The sequence below is a fragment of the Vreelandella zhaodongensis genome (assembly GCF_013415115.1).
GTDB classification, from domain to species: Bacteria; Pseudomonadota; Gammaproteobacteria; order Pseudomonadales; family Halomonadaceae; genus Vreelandella; species Vreelandella zhaodongensis.
This window is the reverse complement of the sequence record NZ_JACCDD010000001.1, coordinates 567,908-586,095: the sequence shown is the minus strand read 5'-3', so window position 1 is coordinate 586,095 and position 18,188 is coordinate 567,908. Positions and strand designations below refer to the sequence as shown.

At 50.3% G+C, this 18,188-nt stretch carries 17 protein-coding genes and 1 tRNA gene; 7 read left to right on the top strand and 11 right to left on the bottom strand.

All coding sequences use genetic code 11. The annotated features are described in order from the left end of the window. Positions 1 to 20: 20 nt before the first annotated feature. The 5 genes from HZS79_RS02575 to HZS79_RS16870 all read right to left on the bottom strand — a co-directional run bounded on the left by HZS79_RS02575 (position 21) and on the right by HZS79_RS16870 (position 5,079). Positions 21 to 2,750 (bottom strand): HAD-IC family P-type ATPase, encoded by a 2,730-nt coding sequence (locus HZS79_RS02575; protein WP_162217404.1) that lies wholly within the window; start codon positions 2,748 to 2,750, stop codon positions 21 to 23. Positions 2,751 to 2,895: 145 nt separating this feature from the next. Further along, a tRNA-Pro gene (locus HZS79_RS02570) sits at positions 2,896 to 2,972 on the bottom strand. 125 nt (positions 2,973 to 3,097) lie between these two features. After that, positions 3,098 to 3,907 (bottom strand): inositol monophosphatase family protein, encoded by an 810-nt coding sequence (locus tag HZS79_RS02565; protein WP_179926965.1) that lies wholly within the window; start codon positions 3,905 to 3,907, stop codon positions 3,098 to 3,100. Between the two features lie 83 nt (positions 3,908 to 3,990). Further along, positions 3,991 to 4,446: an anti-virulence regulator CigR family protein gene (locus HZS79_RS02560; protein ID WP_162217407.1), complete on the bottom strand. Its 456-nt coding sequence runs from the start codon at positions 4,444 to 4,446 to the stop codon at positions 3,991 to 3,993. 231 nt (positions 4,447 to 4,677) lie between these two features. Next, complete coding sequence (locus HZS79_RS16870) at positions 4,678 to 5,079, bottom strand: pilin (protein WP_179926964.1); 402 nt, start codon at positions 5,077 to 5,079, stop codon at positions 4,678 to 4,680. A 223-nt stretch (positions 5,080 to 5,302) separates the two neighbouring features. Between HZS79_RS16870 and pilB the strand changes: the two genes are divergently transcribed. The 6 genes from pilB to HZS79_RS02525 are packed head-to-tail and all read left to right on the top strand — an operon-like array spanning position 5,303 to position 11,017. Beyond that, entirely contained in the window at positions 5,303 to 7,057 is a 1,755-nt protein-coding gene (pilB, locus tag HZS79_RS02550; protein WP_179926963.1) for a type IV-A pilus assembly ATPase PilB, read from the top strand. 8 nt (positions 7,058 to 7,065) lie between these two features. Next, on the top strand, positions 7,066 to 8,295 hold the full coding sequence (locus tag HZS79_RS02545) for a type II secretion system F family protein (protein WP_162217410.1): 1,230 nt from the start codon (positions 7,066 to 7,068) through the stop codon (positions 8,293 to 8,295). Between the two features lie 41 nt (positions 8,296 to 8,336). Next, positions 8,337 to 9,182 carry a prepilin peptidase gene (locus tag HZS79_RS02540; RefSeq protein WP_179926962.1) on the top strand — a complete coding sequence of 282 codons (846 nt, stop codon included), beginning with the start codon at positions 8,337 to 8,339 and terminating at the stop codon, positions 9,180 to 9,182. A gap of 40 nt (positions 9,183 to 9,222) precedes the next feature. Further along, positions 9,223 to 9,819 (top strand): dephospho-CoA kinase, encoded by a 597-nt coding sequence (coaE, locus tag HZS79_RS02535; RefSeq protein WP_162217412.1) that lies wholly within the window; start codon positions 9,223 to 9,225, stop codon positions 9,817 to 9,819. A 39-nt stretch (positions 9,820 to 9,858) separates the two neighbouring features. Beyond that, entirely contained in the window at positions 9,859 to 10,092 is a 234-nt protein-coding gene (yacG, locus tag HZS79_RS02530) for a DNA gyrase inhibitor YacG (RefSeq protein ID WP_162217413.1), read from the top strand. 52 nt (positions 10,093 to 10,144) lie between these two features. Then, on the top strand, positions 10,145 to 11,017 hold the full coding sequence (locus tag HZS79_RS02525) for a DNA replication terminus site-binding protein (RefSeq protein WP_162217414.1): 873 nt from the start codon (positions 10,145 to 10,147) through the stop codon (positions 11,015 to 11,017). A gap of 15 nt (positions 11,018 to 11,032) precedes the next feature. On the opposite strand, the gene HZS79_RS02520 is transcribed toward HZS79_RS02525, so the two are convergent. Further along, the gene (locus HZS79_RS02520) at positions 11,033 to 11,368 is read right to left on the bottom strand and encodes a hypothetical protein (RefSeq protein WP_179926961.1); all 336 of its coding nucleotides are present in this window, start codon (positions 11,366 to 11,368) and stop codon (positions 11,033 to 11,035) included. 164 nt (positions 11,369 to 11,532) lie between these two features. Then, positions 11,533 to 11,691 carry a hypothetical protein gene (locus tag HZS79_RS02515; RefSeq protein WP_162217416.1) on the bottom strand — a complete coding sequence of 53 codons (159 nt, stop codon included), beginning with the start codon at positions 11,689 to 11,691 and terminating at the stop codon, positions 11,533 to 11,535. 69 nt (positions 11,692 to 11,760) lie between these two features. Here HZS79_RS02515 and HZS79_RS02510 point away from each other — a divergent pair, with 69 nt between their 5' ends. Further along, positions 11,761 to 12,594: a helix-turn-helix transcriptional regulator gene (locus tag HZS79_RS02510; protein WP_162217454.1), complete on the top strand. Its 834-nt coding sequence runs from the start codon at positions 11,761 to 11,763 to the stop codon at positions 12,592 to 12,594. A 78-nt stretch (positions 12,595 to 12,672) separates the two neighbouring features. Here HZS79_RS02510 and HZS79_RS02505 read toward each other — a convergent pair whose 3' ends face one another. The 4 genes from HZS79_RS02505 to HZS79_RS02490 all read right to left on the bottom strand — a co-directional run bounded on the left by HZS79_RS02505 (position 12,673) and on the right by HZS79_RS02490 (position 18,184). Beyond that, the gene (locus HZS79_RS02505; RefSeq protein WP_162217417.1) at positions 12,673 to 13,047 is read right to left on the bottom strand and encodes a histone-like nucleoid-structuring protein, MvaT/MvaU family; all 375 of its coding nucleotides are present in this window, start codon (positions 13,045 to 13,047) and stop codon (positions 12,673 to 12,675) included. A gap of 284 nt (positions 13,048 to 13,331) precedes the next feature. Next, complete coding sequence (gene rpsA / locus HZS79_RS02500) at positions 13,332 to 15,011, bottom strand: 30S ribosomal protein S1 (protein ID WP_179926960.1); 1,680 nt, start codon at positions 15,009 to 15,011, stop codon at positions 13,332 to 13,334. A gap of 184 nt (positions 15,012 to 15,195) precedes the next feature. Beyond that, complete coding sequence (gene cmk / locus HZS79_RS02495) at positions 15,196 to 15,885, bottom strand: (d)CMP kinase (RefSeq protein WP_179926959.1); 690 nt, start codon at positions 15,883 to 15,885, stop codon at positions 15,196 to 15,198. Continuing rightward, positions 15,875 to 18,184 (bottom strand): bifunctional prephenate dehydrogenase/3-phosphoshikimate 1-carboxyvinyltransferase, encoded by a 2,310-nt coding sequence (locus HZS79_RS02490; RefSeq protein WP_371829558.1) that lies wholly within the window; start codon positions 18,182 to 18,184, stop codon positions 15,875 to 15,877. The genes cmk and HZS79_RS02490 overlap by 11 nt, the downstream gene beginning before the upstream one ends. Positions 18,185 to 18,188: the final 4 nt, after the last annotated feature.

Sequence of the window (18,188 nt, the reverse complement as noted above, 5' to 3'; positions counted from 1 at the left end):
CGGCTCTACGTATGCCTAGTCTACGCTTGCTTAGATTTCAGCAAACGCCACACCATTTTTTCCGCTTCAATTAGCAGGTAAATCACTAAGCTACCCATGACGATAGCGAGCCAATGCTCGAGGCTTAACCCCTCACTACCGAAAATCAGCTGCATAAAAGGTAGGTAGGTAAACGCCATCTGCAGCAGCATCACCATCATGATAGCGATCCATACCGGCCTGCTCCCAAAAATACCGGCAAACGATAACGTACTGTTAATTAAAAAGCGGCTATTGATTAAATAGGCAGCACTGCCGGTGACGAGCATATTGACGGCACCTGCACGCGCCAGCGCTTCGCTTCCTCCTTGACTGAGTATCCAAGAAAACATACCAAACACGCCAATCAGCAGCAGCACTGAAACAAACACCACCCGCCATAATAAAAACAAGTCAAGCAGCGGTGCTTTAGGGTCTCTGGGCTGGCGCGCCATTAAGTCTTTTTCGCCTGTTTCAAACGCCAATGCCAGCCCCAGCGTAATTGCCACCACCATGTTCACCCATAATGCCTGCAGCGGCGTTACTGGCAGCACTGAGCCTGCCAGTACAGCCAACATAATGGCCAAACCCTGAGCGCCGTTGGTGGGCAGAATAAAGGTAATGGTTTTGCGGATGTTATCGTAAACTTTGCGCCCTTCTTCTATCGCGCGAACAATCGTTGCGAAGTTATCATCTGCCAGTACCATTTCCGAGGCATCTTTTGCCGCTTCAGTCCCCTGCACTCCCATTGCAACACCAACGTCAGCCCGCTTTAAAGCGGGACCATCGTTAACACCATCGCCGGTCATAGAGCAGACGCCCCCCTTTGCTTGCATAGCCTTAACCAAGCGCAATTTGTGCTCTGGCGATGCCCTAGCAAACACATCCACTTCTAAGATAATCTCTTCTAGCGCCTGGTCACTCATTGCTTCAATTTCTCGCCCAGTGAGTGCCTTTTCCGTTTGCGAAAAGCCTAACTGTTTAGCGATAGCCAGTGCTGTTGAAGCATGGTCACCCGTAATCATGACCGGGCGGATACCCGCCTGCTGACATAGCTTGACGGCTTCAATCGCTTCTTCTCTTGGTGGATCAAGCAAGCCAATAATCCCCAACAAACGCAGCCCTGTTTCGACATGATGATGATCAAGCCCATCAATCGCCTCCGCAGGCTTGTCCGCAATGGCCAGCACACGCAAACCACGCGAAGAAAGCTCGTGAATACGGTTTTCCCATTCAGTTTGATCAATCTCAATCGTGCCATCAGTGGTAGCGACGCTATCGCACATCTCGATTAATCGATCAGGGGCACCTTTTACTATCACACGCTGACTGCCATCTACTGAGTGCAGTGTGGCCATGTATTTGTAATCAGACTCAAAAGGAATCGCGTCTAAACGTGAAAACTGACGGCGCACGTCAGACGTCGCCAACCCGGCTTTCTCTCCAGCCACTACCAACGCGCCCTCAGTCGGGTCGCCGTAAATCTGAAAATGCCCCGATTCTTGATGGAGCTCTGTGTCGTTGCACAATATTCCCGCACGCAGAAAATCACTTAATGCAGGTGAATCCGCAAGGTCGACCTGCGCAGTCTCTTTCTCTCCATTAGGCTGGACACGATAAAAATGCCCTTTTGGTTCAAAGCCGATACCGTCAATTTGAAACTGATCGTCGCCCAACCAAATGGCCTGAGCGGTCATCTCATTGCGCGTTAATGTGCCCGTTTTATCAGAAAAAATAGTAGAAATAGACCCGAGCGTTTCCACTGCAGGAAGTCGGCGGATAATAGCATTGCGCCTAGCCATGTTTTGCACGCCCAGCGCAAGACCAATCGTTACGATAGCAGGCAACCCTTCCGGAATAGCCGCCACCGCCAATCCGACTGCTGCCATGAACATATCCGCAGCGGGCTGGTCGTGAATCAACGTTCCTAGCAAGGCGGTAATGGCTGCCGCGCCTAATATAAAAATAGCCAGTACTCTGCCCGCTCGGTCAAGCTGCTGGAGCAGCGGCGTTTTGATTTTCTCCACGCCGCGCAGCAGCTCTGAAATCTTGCCAATTTCAGTGAAACGTCCCGTCTCCACTACCAAGCCACGCGCATTTCCCTGCACAACAATCGTGCTGGCAAACGCCATACTAGTGCGGTCGGCAAGATCCGAGTCAACAGCGACAGGATCGATATGCTTCTCTACCGGCACAGACTCTCCGGTTAAGGCCGCCTCTTCAGTACGGAAACGACGCGCCTCAATTAACCGAACGTCCGCAGGCACACGGTCTCCACTTTCAACCAGCACAACATCCCCTGGCACTAACTCGTCAGCGGGAATCGTAGTGCGCTTGCCATCACGTAAAACGTTCGCCTGGGGAGATAGCATATTACGAATACTATCAAGTGCCTGCTCAGCCTTTCCTTCCTGAATAAAGCCAATCAGCGCGATCACCGCCACCACACCTACAATGGCCGCTGCATCAATCGCATGACCCAAAAGAAAACTGGCTACCGCAGCGACTAACAGTATAAGAATTAAAATATTGTTGAGCTGATCCAGTAGACGCCGATACCAAGGACGCCCCTGAGCCTGTTGCAGCCGATTGGGTCCGTAATGATGTAGGCGCGTTTGCGCCTCATCACTCGACAACCCATCGGCAGAAGAGGATTGCCACTCCAACGCTTTATCCGCCGAGGCACTGTGCCAGTCGCGCGATGATTTGGCTGGTGATTGAGGGGTTTCCATCCATAAGCTCCCTTGATAAGTTTGCTAACAGCTTACACCAGCTTGCTGCGCTGCAGCTAAACAGTATGTAATATATTATCAAGGTTATGACCTAGCACAAAAAAACGGCCACCGCTATATAAGCTAAGTGACCGTTTCATCTGTTTGGTCGGAGTGACAGGATTCGAACCTGCGACCTTTGCAACCCCATTGCAACGCGCTACCAAGCTGCGCCACACTCCGATGCCTTGTTGTACAGCAGCTATTTACTAACGCCGTTTGCCTCAAGACGGTGCGTATACTAGCGTTTTATTAACCAAATGAAAAGCTCTTTTTGCGCTTTCTTTTCAATTGCTTGCTGCTTGCACTTAATCGATGCGTTTAAGCAAAGACGCCATTGCATCGTATACCTTCGGCGTGGTTACAAGCAGTTGTTCTGGGTAGAGGTCAGCTGGCACACCCTCAGGCACCGCTGTTAAGTGCCCCACTCTCGCACCCGCTTCCCGAGCAATGACCCAACCCGCGACGAAATCCCAGGGAGAAACGGTTTCATAATACGCATCTAAACGACCGCAGGCGACGTCGCACAGATCAAGTGCCGCGGCTCCATTACGACGAACATCCTGACAATGGGCTAACACCGCTTCTAAACGAGGCATTAGCTGTTTGCGAGCGCTTTTATCATACGGAAAGCCCGTGGCCACCAGCGTATCTTCAAGCGTCTGAGCATCACTTGGCTTAATTGCCTTTTGATTACAAAAAGCGCCCAACCCTTGCGCTGCGCTGAACGTATCACCTAAAAACGGTGCATGCACAACGCCTACTTTACCGACACCCTCTTCCATCCAACCAATTGACACTGCGACATGACGCAACCCCTGAGCAAAATTGACCGTGCCATCGATTGGGTCTACTACCCATAGCTGCTCGACGGGACTATGTAGCACACGTTCAGGGCTTAACTCTTCGCTTAACTTTTCTTCATCAGGAAAATGCTCTTCCAAGCGCTGGCTAATCAACGTATCCACCGCCACATCAACATCAGTAACCAACTCAACGCCTGCTTTCAAGTGCTGGCTGAAGTCTTGCTGCTCACGGGCACGACGAATCATATCACCCGCTTCCTCTGCAATCCGTACTGCCAGCGCCAACCGCGCTTCAAGGGTGTAGGCTGCCATTAATGCTCCTTGCTAGTTCGTTTAATATAAACTCAGCATAAGGGGTGGCACATGGCATTACCATGACAACAGGCGCCCCTCCCTTAGCGAAGTGCATCCACTAGCACATCCACCACGATACGGGTGGCCGCTTCGATCAGCACTACATCAGCACCGACACGTTCCCACTCGTAGCCTGGGTAAGACGGTAGCTGAGAAGCCAGCGGGCCCTCAAAGCGTTTTGCAATACCGGGCGGCAACGGCTTACCACGCTCAAGATTACGCTGAATACCTGGTGGTAAGGGTTCGGCACGAACTGCATCATGTTCGCGCAACAGGCGCAGTACCTCACGCTCATTAATTCGCGGCAGATCAACGCTACGTTCATCACGCTGGCGACGCTCGTGCCGACCTATCTCATTCCCACCGCGCTGACGCTCACCATGAGCACCGTTGTCTCTTGCTCCATGAGCCGGTGCGTGAGCAGGTTGAGCGACAGCAGTTGCATGCCAAAATAGAGTGCAGACGAGTACACATGTGCTAAGTAAGGTCGCTTTCATCATTGACTCCTTTTCAATAGGAGCCTTGAGTGTAGAGGGGAATTGCGCAGACAGTGTGAACATTCAAGAGATGCTGAATCATTCTACTCAGGCAGGTAAGTTAAGCCCTGCAGCACGACACTAAACGCCAGCGATCCCCACCAAGTCAGGCGCCTTAGTGTCTGCTAGTAAACGTCGATACAAAAGTCGCTCAATTGAGCGGCATAAAACTATGCTAAGCGACGCATAAATTTAATCACTTTCATCATTTACTTCAATCTGCCCAGAGGAAATCCTGATAGTGGTAGCACTGCTACGTTTAGTTGGTATGCTGGCAATGTCTCCATTACTGATAAAAGCCTCCGCAATGGCAATTTGCTCAGCGATGTCACAGGCTTGGAAACCGAAGGATACACTCTCCACCACAGACTCAGCATCGTCGTTACTCATCGCTGACTCTGCCATCACAACATTACGAAAAGAGGAAAGCTCCGCTTGGCAAGCCCCCGTGGCAGAACGATCCAGATAGTTACCGTACTGCGGCACACCTACCGCGGCCAGCACGCCAATAATCGCCACAACGATAAGCAGCTCAATGAGTGTGAAACCACACTGCCGAGGCTGGCGAAGATAATTTATTTTTTTAATATTCATGCTCAACGTCCTTTGTTTATTACAATCCATATTATTTTTTAAAGGCAACCAGCTCATTACATAGCATCAAAAAGCCATCACTTCAATTCTCTTTTTCATCTCCATTAATGACACTATAAAAATCCAGCATAAACTAAACCGTCATATTAGCGTTGAGTGTTAATAACTAGTTAACATTTTAGTTATGCTAAATAAGGCTTAATCATTATATCAAGGTGTTGTTATGCACGACCCTACCCCTGCGTCTACGCTGAACCCTTCAGCCCCTTATCGTAGCCAGCGTGGTATGGCGAAACGGATGGTAAAACACGGCTTACTTACTGACGCACAAGCAACCGATGCAGAAAACGACGCCTCAGCGCTTGATATACCTCTGTTTCAGCACGTCGTTGATAGCGGGTTAGTAGAGCCAGGCGCAGCAGCGCTTGTCGCTGCCTGGGAACTCGGCTTGCCGGTGATTGACCTGGGAGCCATTTGTATCGATGCCCTTCCCCCAGCCAACGACTACCCGGCTAAACTCTTAGAGCGACTAAATGCTCTTCCCTTAGCGCGCCACGGGCATCAACTTACCGTGGCAGTCCCTTACCCGACCAGCCTGATTCAGCTCAACGAGCTGAAAGTTGTCACCGGCTTTAGCATCGATGGAGTGCTGGCACCAGCGGATCAGTTAAAGAGGGTGTTAACGCTTTACTTAGCGAAAAACGAACGCAGCATGCTGGATGAGCTAGAAAACATTGATGATGCCGTCAGCGCATTGAGTATTGCCCAGCTTGATGAAGAAGACACGACATTTGATAAGGCAGTTACTGATAGTGAAGATGCCCCTGTTGTGAAATTCGTTAATAAAATCCTGCTCGACGCCATTAGCCGTGGCGCATCAGATATTCACTTTGAGCCTTACGAAACCCAATACCGAGTGCGCTTTCGTATTGATGGTATATTGCTTGAGATTGCTCGCCCACCTTTTACACTCCGCCACCGCATTGCGGCCCGCTTAAAAATCATGTCTCAGCTGGATATTTCTGAACGGCGCTTACCTCAGGATGGTGCGATTAAGCTGCCTCTTTCCCCTACCCGGTCTATTGATTTCCGTGTGAACTCATTACCCACCGTGTTCGGCGAAAAGGTCGTACTACGCCTCTTAGATCCTGCCTCGGCTCAGTTAGATATCTCACTACTCGGCTTCAGCCCTGAACAGCAAACTATCTATGAACAGGCACTTAAAAAACCCCAAGGTATGATTCTGGTCACGGGGCCTACCGGTAGCGGTAAAACGGTCACTCTCTACACAGGCATTCATCTTCTCAATCAAATCGAACGCAACATTTGCACTGCAGAAGATCCCGTTGAAATAAAAGTATCGGGCATTAACCAAGTTAATGTATTGCCTAAAATCGGCCTAAATTTCGCCAGTGCCCTTCGCGCTTTTTTGCGCCAGGATCCAGATGTCGTTATGGTGGGTGAAATTCGTGATTTAGAAACCGCCGAAATTGCCGTAAAAGCAGCTCAAACTGGCCATTTAGTGCTATCGACTGTACACACCAACTCAGCTGCAGAAACGCTTACTCGTCTGGCAAACATGGGCGTTGCCTCCTATAACATCGCAAGCTCCGTCAGCTTAATCATCGCTCAGCGGCTGGCACGTAAACTATGCGCCTCATGCAAAAAACCCGCCAATATCCCAGCCGAAGCATTGCGCAAAGCTGGTTTTAGCCCGCAAGAAATTGCTAGTGCCACTATTTATACCGCGGTTGGCTGCCAACAGTGCACCCAGGGCTATAAAGGGCGAATTGGAATCTATGAGGTGGTGCCCATTACCGATGCTATGCGCCAGTTAATCATGCGCGACGCTGATACTCTTACTATTGAGCAGCAGGCACGCAAGGAGGGGCACGTAAGCCTTTATCGGCGTTGTTTGAGTCGCGTACTGGATGGAAGCACTAGTCTGGAAGAAGTTAACCGCGTCAGCAAGGAGTAGCTCGCGAGATGGCTAACGCTAAACCACGCCGTAACAAACCCGCCCCGTTATACCGCTGGAAATGGGAAGGTAAGGGATTACAGAGCCGAGCCATGCGGGGGGAGCTCATTGGACGCAACAAACCCGAGATCGTTGAACAACTAGCCAAGCAACGTATCATCGCAACAAAAGTTCAAAAACGCAGCAGCCTTAATGGCGGAGGTAAAGTTACCCACGTCGACATAATGGTGTTTGCTCGGCAAATGGCGACAATGGTACGAGCTGGCATCCCTATCCTTCAGGCACTGCAGGCTATTTCGGATAGCATAAAGAAACCTGCAATGGTAGCGCTGACCAGGCAAATCATGGAAGACGTTTCCTCTGGAGCCAGCCTTTCCCATGCGATAGCAAAGCATCCCAAGCAGTTTGATCGTCTATTTGTTAATTTGGTGAACGCGGGTGAACAAGCTGGCGCGCTCGATCAAATGCTGGATCGCGTCGCAAGTTATAAAGAAAAAGTTGAATCACTGAAAAGTCGCGTTAAAAAAGCGCTATGGTATCCCACCTCCGTGTTGACCATCGGCATTGCGGTCACCATGCTGCTGCTTGTGAAAGTTGTGCCAGAGTTTGAAAGCATGTTCGAAGGCTTTGGTGCTGAACTGCCCGCTCTCACCCAGCTCACGGTCAACTTATCAGGTATAGCCCAGAAATATTGGCTACAAACATTCAGCACGCTAATCGTCAGTTTCATACTTCTAAAATCCGCGGCACGACGCTCTTCGCGCGTAGCTTACCGACTTGATAGCCTAATGCTTCACCTACCTATTCTAGGCGACATTATGCATAAATCAGCGGTTTCACGGTTTACACGCACCTTAGCGACCACTTTCTCCTCTGGCGTGCCATTGATTGAGGGCCTTGAAACCGCAGCCGGAGCAGCAGACAACCGTGTTTATAGCCAAGCCATCAACGACGTGCGCCAGGATGTGACAACAGGACAGCGGCTACATTTCGCAATGCGTATGACCAACCAGTTTCCCGCACTTGCCGTGCAAATGATTAATATTGGCGAAGAAGCGGGCTCACTGGATGCCATGCTGAACCGAGTTGCCGACTACTATGAAGAGGAAGTTGATAATAAAGTAGACGCCCTGACGTCACTGATGGAACCCATTATTATTGTTGTACTCGGCGCATTGGTGGGTGGCGTTGTGGTCTCAATGTATCTGCCTATCTTTGAGATTGGCACTGCACTTTAAATAGATCGTTCTCAAACACTTACATAAACGCTAGGAGCACCATGGGTTTGCCGCTGATTTCTGTTTATCTCTTCGCACTATTAATAGGGCTCTGCTTAGGTAGCTTTCTCAACGTGGTTATCACCCGACTACCTGTCATGCTAATGCGCGGCTGGCGCAATGAAGCACGCGCCTCTCTTGAATTAACCGAAGAGCCGTCACCTCGCTTTAATCTAACCACACCAGGATCCATGTGCCCACGCTGCGAACACTCCATTGCCTGGCACGACAACTTGCCCCTGGTGGGCTGGCTGAAAAGAAAGGGGAAATGCGCCCATTGCAAAACGCCTATCAGCGCTCAGTACCCAATCGTTGAGCTAATGGGTGGGCTGCTTGCTGTCGTCGTCGTCGTATTGCATGGCGCTACATTAAGTGCTCTGTTTATTTATGTCGCCTGTTTAACCTTGCTTGCCCTGGCAGTCATCGATCTCCGCACCTATTTGCTACCGGATGTACTGACACTGCCACTACTTTGGGCTGGCTTCGTTTATCAACTGCTCTTCCAGCCACTGTTACTTTCTAGCTCTGTTATCGGCGCGATGGCGGGCTATCTTGTGCTATGGAGCTTTTACTGGATGTTTAAGCTAATAACCGGCAAAGAAGGCATGGGGTTTGGGGATTTTAAATTACTCGCAGCGCTTGGCGCTTGGGTAGGCTGGAGCCTTTTACCCCTGCTACTTCTCTTATCTGCTGGGATTGGCGCCATTGTCGGGGTAGCGGCTCAAGCCCTGTCTCCTCGCCTGCGTGGGCAGCCTCTCCCCTTCGGCCCATTTCTTGCGCTGGCAGGTTGGATTTGCTTACTTGTTGGCAACGAGTTAATGGCACTCTATACATCATTACTTTATTAGTCGAAACGCCAGTAGTGATTCGACCTTTTAGGGAGTATCCATGATCATTGGGCTAACAGGCGGTATCGGCTCAGGTAAGTCCACCGTTGCTCGCACGTTTGAAGAGCTTGGCATTGGCTGGGTAGATGCCGATGATGTTGCCAGGGAAGTGGTTGCCCTTGGGGAACCCGCACTGACAGAAATTGCAGAACATTTTGGTTCCGAGGTATTAAATACCGACGGCACGCTAAACAGATCAGCGCTTCGTACGATCGTTTTTGAAGCCCCTGAGCAACGCCGGTGGCTAGAGTCCGTCACCCACCCTCGGGTGCGTGAGCGACTTCTTTCACATCTTGAAAACCTTCAACAGCAGTCACCCTATGTCTTGCTGGTATCGCCACTACTGTTCGAATCTGGGCAAGACATGCTTGTTAGCCGCACGCTGGTCGTAGATGTCCCAGAAACAATCCAACTAACGCGCACACTTGCACGTGATGGCGTGAGTGAAACCCAGGTGCGTGCTATCCTCGCCGCCCAACTGTCTCGTCAGGAACGCCTCGCTAGAGGTGACGACATCATCGATAACAGTGGCGACCATGCCGATATGATGCGCCAAGTAGCTCAGCTAGATCAGTATTATCGTGCAGAGTGCGCTTAACGCTATCGCTCCATGCTCTTATAACGTCAGGAATTTTTCATGCCTACGCCTGCTAATGATTCACCGCTTGAAGTTGCTTGTCCACAGTGCGGCAAGCAAGTTGTTTGGGAGCCAGCCAGTACGTTCCGGCCCTTTTGTAGTAAACGCTGTCAGCTACTTGATTTAGGCGCTTGGGCTGAAGAGTCTCACCGTATTTCGGGAGAATCCGCCATGGACGAAGCAGACCTAGATACTCTGCTTGCTCAAGCCGATAGGGATGCGCCTCTTTCTTAGCTGATTTCTTTCGCATAGACACTTGTTTTAACAGCCTTAGAGCCCGCCTTCAATGACTGACGCCACGCTGCCTATTTATCACTTGCTGCACGAAATCGATGCTCAATTTGACCAGTTAGTGGCCACCATTGAGCGGGCTGCCGTACTGTATGAGTCATGTCATCCGCCTACCTGGCGATTTTGTCGTGCGCCAGGCGATTCCTCTTGGCTAAGGGAAGCACTGTTAGATATGTGGCATCAGCAGGGTCAAGACGGACGAGAAACGCGCAACTACATAGCGGTCATCGCCGCTAATGACGAATTGATAAATGAATTCCACACTATTAACCATGCTAAATCACATATTAGTGACTTACTCACGCGTATCAAACAAGCAGAGCCCAATGCACTAAATGACGTTAAATCACGCTTACCGCGTCGTCACCCATCTCTCAATGAAGTGTTGCGCAAAAGCGGCTTTGCAAGGCTGCATTTAAAACAGTGTTGGCGACACATCCCTATCGCTCCAGCGCCTGTCTCCAGAGTGAGACTCGCATGGTATAGCAGCGGCCGCTCGATTAAACGAGTCAGCGTTCAGGAAGCCGAGCATAAACTTTTACAGCTAGATAGCGATGCTCCCCACGTTCGCATTCAACTAAACAAATTGGCAGGCATTCCTAGCAATGAAGTTTTGGCTCAGGTACAAACCCAAGCGCCATTAATGCGTGCTAATCTATTCTTTGTTGAACCGCTCGCTGATGGTCACACACGGCGGGCACATAATATTGCAATGCCACTCATAGTCCCCGCAAACGAAGGCCGGCTGCCTCACCTCAAAGCACCCTCAGATACACCCCCGACTACTCGCACCAGGGCTAAACGTCGAGACGAGAAACTAGAAGACGAACCCTTTTTGCCCAGCTTGCGCATCTTTCGGTACCGCTAAGCGACCCTTATCAAATCAGCCAGTAATCGCTGGCGTTTTATCAAGTTCCCAAAGGTTGTATTCAAGCAGCGTTTGTATAACGTCGCTAACGTCACGTTCGGACACATCATATTCGCTGATTAGCGCTTTAAGGCGCTGATGAAATACGCGATCTTGCTCTCGCGCGCGAACTGCTTCATCTTCAGCTTCTAATGCTGCGATGGAACGAACCGGCGGTCCCGTTGGAATATCGAAATCGCTATTAGGGTCTTCTAACTGACGCAGAGCCTGCGAGAAAGCATCATCTAGCTCACGAAACTTACGCAGCTTCTCACGCTCATCGAGCTGTTTTTGAACCTTTTGATATTTCATCGATGTTTCATTTACACCTTACTTGAAATGGGCGATAAGCCTATTAAAACAGGCCTTTTTTTAAAAAAACTGTGCACAAACGAGTAAAACCATCGAGCAAACTTGCCTTTGCCCTCACTTGCCAGCATAAAGGCATCACCGCGCAGCAATAACCTGCGGTTACATTAATTAAGCGGGATGCAATGACTTGTCGCATGAAGCAACACCAGCCAGCCATAAGCATCAACATCCAGCAAAGCATCAACCTGAGGGCGCTTACGTAGCGTCTTACCTACTTGGTTGGCAATCACAGTATTAATGCCAACCAGTTGACGACCATGCAAGCACTCAGAGGGTGCACGACAGGTGAGATGAGTAACAACCTGTACGACTCAAGCATAGGAGGCCAGATAATGTTCAATGCAATGACGCGCGCTGAGATCTGGCTGCAAGACACGCTCGATAAGCCGCTAGGGATCGAAGACCTTGCCAACCACTTGGGATACTCCGCGTCACAAGTACGACGCCAGTTTCGTCACTGCTTCAGTATCTCGCCCAGCGCTTATCGTGAACAAAGGCGTCTTGAGCGAGCCGCTGTATTACTTTCTCTCACTCCACAAAATATAGCGCAAATTGCTTTACGCTGCGGATATATCAATCACTCGTCATTCTCAAGGGCGTTTCAGCGGCGCTATCAGCTAACTCCTAGAGAGTATCGCCAAGCGGTCAAACGCATGCATCGCGTGCAAAAACCAGTAAAATGCTTCACAACCACGATAGAGAAGGGCCAACCAACACATACCGTATTAATGCGGCTCTATAAAGCGCCTGAGCGAATTAGCGGCCTTGGCTGCACCATGCACCACGCCAATCACTTAGAATGCTTACATGCGCAGCTGGAAGCGCCTACACCCATCATGATACTACCAGATCTTTTAACAGAGAAAGTGGAAGCGATAGCAGAAAAATCAGCCTTCAATCACATCAGAACTGATTTGGGACTTTATCTGGGTAACAGAGATACTGCCACGCATTTAGCCCTTCCTGCCACATACCGTCGGGTAGACACACCCTCACACTATTATGCTAAAACACACTTCGATAATTTTTCACAATTATCTTATGCGCTATCAGCAGCACTGGTAACATTATTGAATAATAAAAAGCGCTTGCATATCAGCGGTGAAGCGCCACAAGTATTATGGCTAGCGCATCATTTAGAGTTAAGAATCCCCTTAACTACGTAGCTTGAAGCCCTAAGCTATCCAAGCCTCATCATCAAACCAAAACCGGCACTTCTATTCAGAAGTGCCGGTTAAAATATCTTAGTCTTCCATGCGCTCTAGCCAAGACTCGACGGCTTCATCACCATGCTCGTCTTTCCAGCTACGCAGGCCTTTATGATTGCCACCACGAGTTTCGATAACCTCGCCAGTGTGCGGGTTTTTGTAAATCTTAAGACGACGCTTACGGCGCGTAGAAGATCCGGCAGACGCCTTGTTACCACGCTGGTCTGAGCCCGGATCCAGTAGCGCGATCACATCAGACGGACGCTTGCCAAACTCATTCATTAGCGCTTCAAGCTTCGCCTTAAATTCCAGCTCGCTTTTCAAACGCTGATCACCTTCCAGGCGCTGCAAATCTTCTTGCAGTTGCTTTAGCTGCTGTTCCTTTTGGATATACTCATTTAATAACGACATAGGAGTTCCTTTTTAGAATAAGTTTAACCGCGCGAGCTATACAATCGATCAACTCAATACGCATAAGTTCAGGATGCGGACACATTATTGCTGCAAATGGGCTATCTGACAACAGTCTAGTTGATTTTACCTTAATTACTAACCGATTTTTATAGCTAAGAGGTTACTGTAAGAACTATCTTCATACTAGAAACAAACGATACTACTCGCTTTGGTTTCATTCAAACTCATAAAAAAAACGCCGCCCAAGAGGGCGGCGTTTTTAGGATCTAAAAACCAAATAATTAGTCTTGACCCATTTGCTGCTTGATCAAATCACCAATGGTGGTCGGGCCACCCGCTTCTGTTGGCTCTTGCTCACGCAGTTTTTTCAGGTTCTGACGAGTATCATCCTGCTCTTTCGCTTTAATCGACAGGTTAATCTGACGACTCTTGCGATCGACATTAACGATACGCGCTTCAACACTGTCACCTTCGTTCAGCACATTGCGTGCATCTTCGACACGATCAGCACTGATTTCAGATGCTTTAAGAATAGCAATTACGTCTGTGGCTAGCTCAACGTGCGCTTCTTTGGCATCTACTTCAACAATACGACCAGTAACGATGCTTCCCTTGTCATTAACTGACAGGTACTCAGCAACAGGATCAGAATCCATTTGCTTGATACCTAAGGAAATGCGCTCACGCTCAGGGTCGATTGACAAGATAACGGCTTCAGCTTCGTCGCCTTTCTTGAAGCTACGAACGGCTTCTTCACCCGTTTCTGTCCAAGAAATATCAGACAGGTGTACCAAGCCGTCGATACCGCCTTCAAGGCCGATAAAGATACCAAAGTCTGTGATTGACTTGATGGTACCTGAAACGCGATCGCCCTTGTTGTATTCAGCGTTGAATGTCTCCCACGGGTTAGCAGTGCACTGCTTAATACCCAGAGAAATACGACGACGCTCTTCATCGATATCAAGAACCATAACGTCAACATCGTCGCCCACTTGGACAACTTTGGACGGATGGATGTTCTTGTTAGTCCAGTCCATTTCTGAAACGTGAACCAAACCTTCAACACCCTCTTCCAGCTCCGCAAAGCAGCCGTAATCGGTCAGATTGGTGACGACAGCGTGTACCTTGGTGCCTTCCGGGTAACGGTCTTTGATGTTGACCCACGGATCTTCGCCCAACTGCTTGAGACCCAGCGATACGCGATTGCGCTCACGGTCAAACTTCAGGACTTTAACATTGATCTCGTCGCCAACAGCAACGATTTCTGACGGATGCTTAATACGCTTCCACGCCATGTCAGTGATGTGCAGCAAGCCATCAACGCCGCCTAGATCAACGAAGGCACCGTAATCAGTCAGGTTCTTAACGATACCTTTGATTTGCTGGCCTTCCTGCAGAGTAGCCAGCAGCGCTTCACGCTCAGCACTGTTTTCTGCTTCCAGCACTGCACGACGCGATACAACAACGTTGTTGCGCTTCGGATCAAGCTTGATAACTTTGAAATCTAGCTCTTTGTTCTCCAGGTGCGCAGTGTCGCGAACCGGACGAACGTCGACCAAAGAACCCGGCAAGAAGGCACGGATAGAGTCGACATCGACAGTGAAGCCGCCTTTGACTTTACCGTTGATCACGCCCTTGATGATTTCGTCTTTCTCGAAGGCTGCTTCCAGAATCTTCCAAGCTTCTGCGCGCTTGGCTTTCTCACGGGACAGACGTGTTTCACCAAAGCCATCTTCAACAGCTTCAAGTGCAACATGAACGTCGTCACCGATAGCGATGTTCAGCTCACCATTTTCATCGCGGAATTGTGACGCAGGGATCTGACCTTCAGACTTCAGACCAGCGTTAACGGTGACCCAATCACCATCAATGTCGACAACCTGAGCCGCGACAATAGCGCCTGGCTCCATATTGATGTCGTTAAGGGACTGTTCAAACAGTTCAGCAAAGCTTTCGCTCATGGTTTTCCTACGTGATCAACGTTGTTGAGGCATAAATGCCTTCTCCGTACCACCAGCGAGTACGGGCCTAATGTCATTCTGCTTCTGGAGGTGTTAGCGCTGGTTAGACCTGACCGGGCTCTCGGATATGGAGTTATCGCCCTGCCACGTCGTGACACCTTTCCAAAAACGCCGCAAGGGAGAATCAAATGCCGCTGTACATGCCACGCTGGGCAAGCAGTTCGGTCAACCGATCAACCACTTCCGGTATGCTCAGGCGCGTGGTATCAAGCACTATGGCATCGTCTGCCGGCTTGAGAGGAGCCACACTGCGCTGCGTGTCGCGTGCATCGCGTGCCTGAATCTCCTTCAAAAGACTCGAAAGACTAGCATCTACCCCAGCTTCCTGCAACTGAAGATGCCGCCTGCGAGCCCGTTCGTCTGCACTTGCGGTCAAGAAAATCTTCAGCGGAGCCTCTGTAAAGACAACGGTTCCCATATCACGCCCATCTGCCACTAAACCTGGTGCCTGATAAAAATCACGCTGCCGCTGCAACAGCGCTTGGCGGACGCTCGGCAATGCCGCCACACGGGAAGCACGCTCCCCTGCTTGCTCAGTACGTATAGCACGAGACACGTCCTCGCCCTCTAACAGCGTCTGAGACTGACCATCCGTCACAGGAAAAGCAACATCAAGCCGAGCAGCAAGCTGGGCAAGTGATGCCTCATTGTCTAAGGCAATAGCGTGCTTTAATGCCGCATGCGCGGTAAGCCGATACAGTGCACCACTGTCTAGCAAGTGCCAGCCTGTACGCTCTGCAATCAAGTTGCTAATGGTACCCTTGCCTGCACCACCGGGACCGTCGATGGTTAGAATGGGGATATCAGCGGCCACTGGCTTCCTCCACACTAACGTTCATACCAATACGTTGGGCGAGTGCCACAAAATCTGGGAAGGAAGTCGCCACATTGGCGCAGTCGTCAATAATGATTTCGCCACCTGCACGCAATGAGGCAATCGCAAACGCCATGGCAATACGGTGATCACCTAGGCTGTCAATACGGCCACCACCATAGCTAGGCACGGCTTGATCACCGTTACCGACGATATCAATTCCATCGGCTACCACCGTGTGCTCAACACCCAAAATAGCTAAGCCATCTGCCATCGCCTGAATTCGATCAGACTCTTTAACGCGCAACTCTTCCGCACCGCGCAGGCGCGTTTTGCCTTGCGCATTTGCAGCAGCAATAAACAGCGCAGGAAACTCATCAATCGCCAGCGGCACCTGATCCACAGGAATATCAATACCTTTTAACGGCGCATAACGAATACGAATATCAGCCACCGGCTCACCACCAACTTCATGCTCATTGTCGAGCGTTAAGTCGGCACCCATTAGGCTGAGAATATTAATGACGCCAATGCGTGTAGGGTTGATACCTACGTGCTCAAGGGTAATATCAGCGCCTGGAGTAATAGCCGCGGCTACTAAAAAGAACGTCGCAGAAGAAATATCCGAAGGGACATCAATTGGCCCCGCCGTCAATTTTCCACCGCCTTGCAACCAGCAGGTATCGCCCTCGCGCAAAACATTATAGCCAAAGCCGTTAAGCATACGTTCAGTATGATCGCGAGTAGGTGCAGGCTCACGCACGCGAGTTTCGCCTTCTGCGTATAGACCTGCTAACAGCAAGCAAGATTTTACTTGCGCACTGGCCATAGGCATATCGTAGTCAATGCCCTTCAACGCAGCGCCGCCTTTAATTTTAAGCGGCGGACGGCCACCTTCAGCGGTGTCGATAGTCGCCCCCATCAAACGCAGCGGATCCGCTACACGCCCCATTGGCCGCTTGGTTAACGACTCATCACCGGTTAGCTCACTATCAAACGCTTGACCTGCTAATAAGCCAGCAAATAAACGCATGGCGGTGCCTGAGTTTCCTACATAAAGCGGACCAGAAGGCGCTTTCAAACCTTGCATACCCACACCGTGAATAGTGACGCGACCTTGTTGTGGTCCTTCTATTGCCACGCCCATTTCACGGAAGGCTTGAAGTGTTGCGAGGCTGTCTTCACCCTCTAAAAATCCTTTAACTTCAGTAACCCCCTCAGCCAAGGCACCCAGCATAATAGAACGATGGGACATTGATTTATCGCCTGGCACACGTAGACGACCTTGTGCCTGGCCGCCTGGCTGCACCCGATAAGTCACTTTACCGTGTGGTTGCATATGATATTCCGCCTGGTAACTGGTTTTATTCAATAAGGTATCAAAGTAGTGGCGCGCATGGCTGGCACGATCAAACGTAGCAATCAAGGCATCACTATCCCCGATCTCCACGGCCTGCCGAAGCCGTGCAAGACCAGCCTCAAAATCATCCAAAGACGACAGTACAGCCTCACGATTAGCAATAAAGATATCGCGCCACATCACAGGGTCGCTGCCAGCAATTCGGGTAAAGTCACGAAACCCACCGGCTGCATAGCGAAAGATATCTAATCGCTCATCTTGGCGTGCCAGCGTATCGACCAACGAAAATGCCAGCAAATGCGGCAAATGGCTGGTACGTGCCAACACTTGATCATGCCGCTCAACGCTCATTTGAAGAACGTCAGCCCCAGCGGCAGCCCAAAGCGTTTCAACCCGAGAAAGCGCCTCTGCATCTGTGTCGGGCTCAGGGGTAAGAATCACTTTGTGATTGATGTATAGCGACGGATTAGCCGCTGCAACACCACTTTTTTCAGAACCCGCAATAGGGTGGCCAAGAACCATTGATGGAGGCATCTCGCCAAAGGTGCGCACCGCACAGTTACGAATCGTTGCTTTTGTACTCCCTACGTCGGTAATCACCACATGTTCAGACGCACGGTGAAGCTCTCCCGCCAGGTTAGCCATTACGCTTTCCATAGCTAAAACCGGCACCGCCAGCACCACCATGGAGACCTCGTCAATCAGCTCAGCTAGTTCTGAACCGCCAGTATCTATCAGCCCCTTTTCAATCCCCAGCGCTATTTCCGACGCACTGGGATCGCAGGCTGAGATAGTCCCTTTAAAGCCTGAAGCACGCAGCGCTGCGGCTAGAGACCCGCCGATCAAGCCTAACCCGACAATAAGCAAACGCGACTCATGGCATACTGGCCTAGTTTCGACAGTTGTCCCTGCTTCGATAGTTGACGCTAACTCATGCACATCA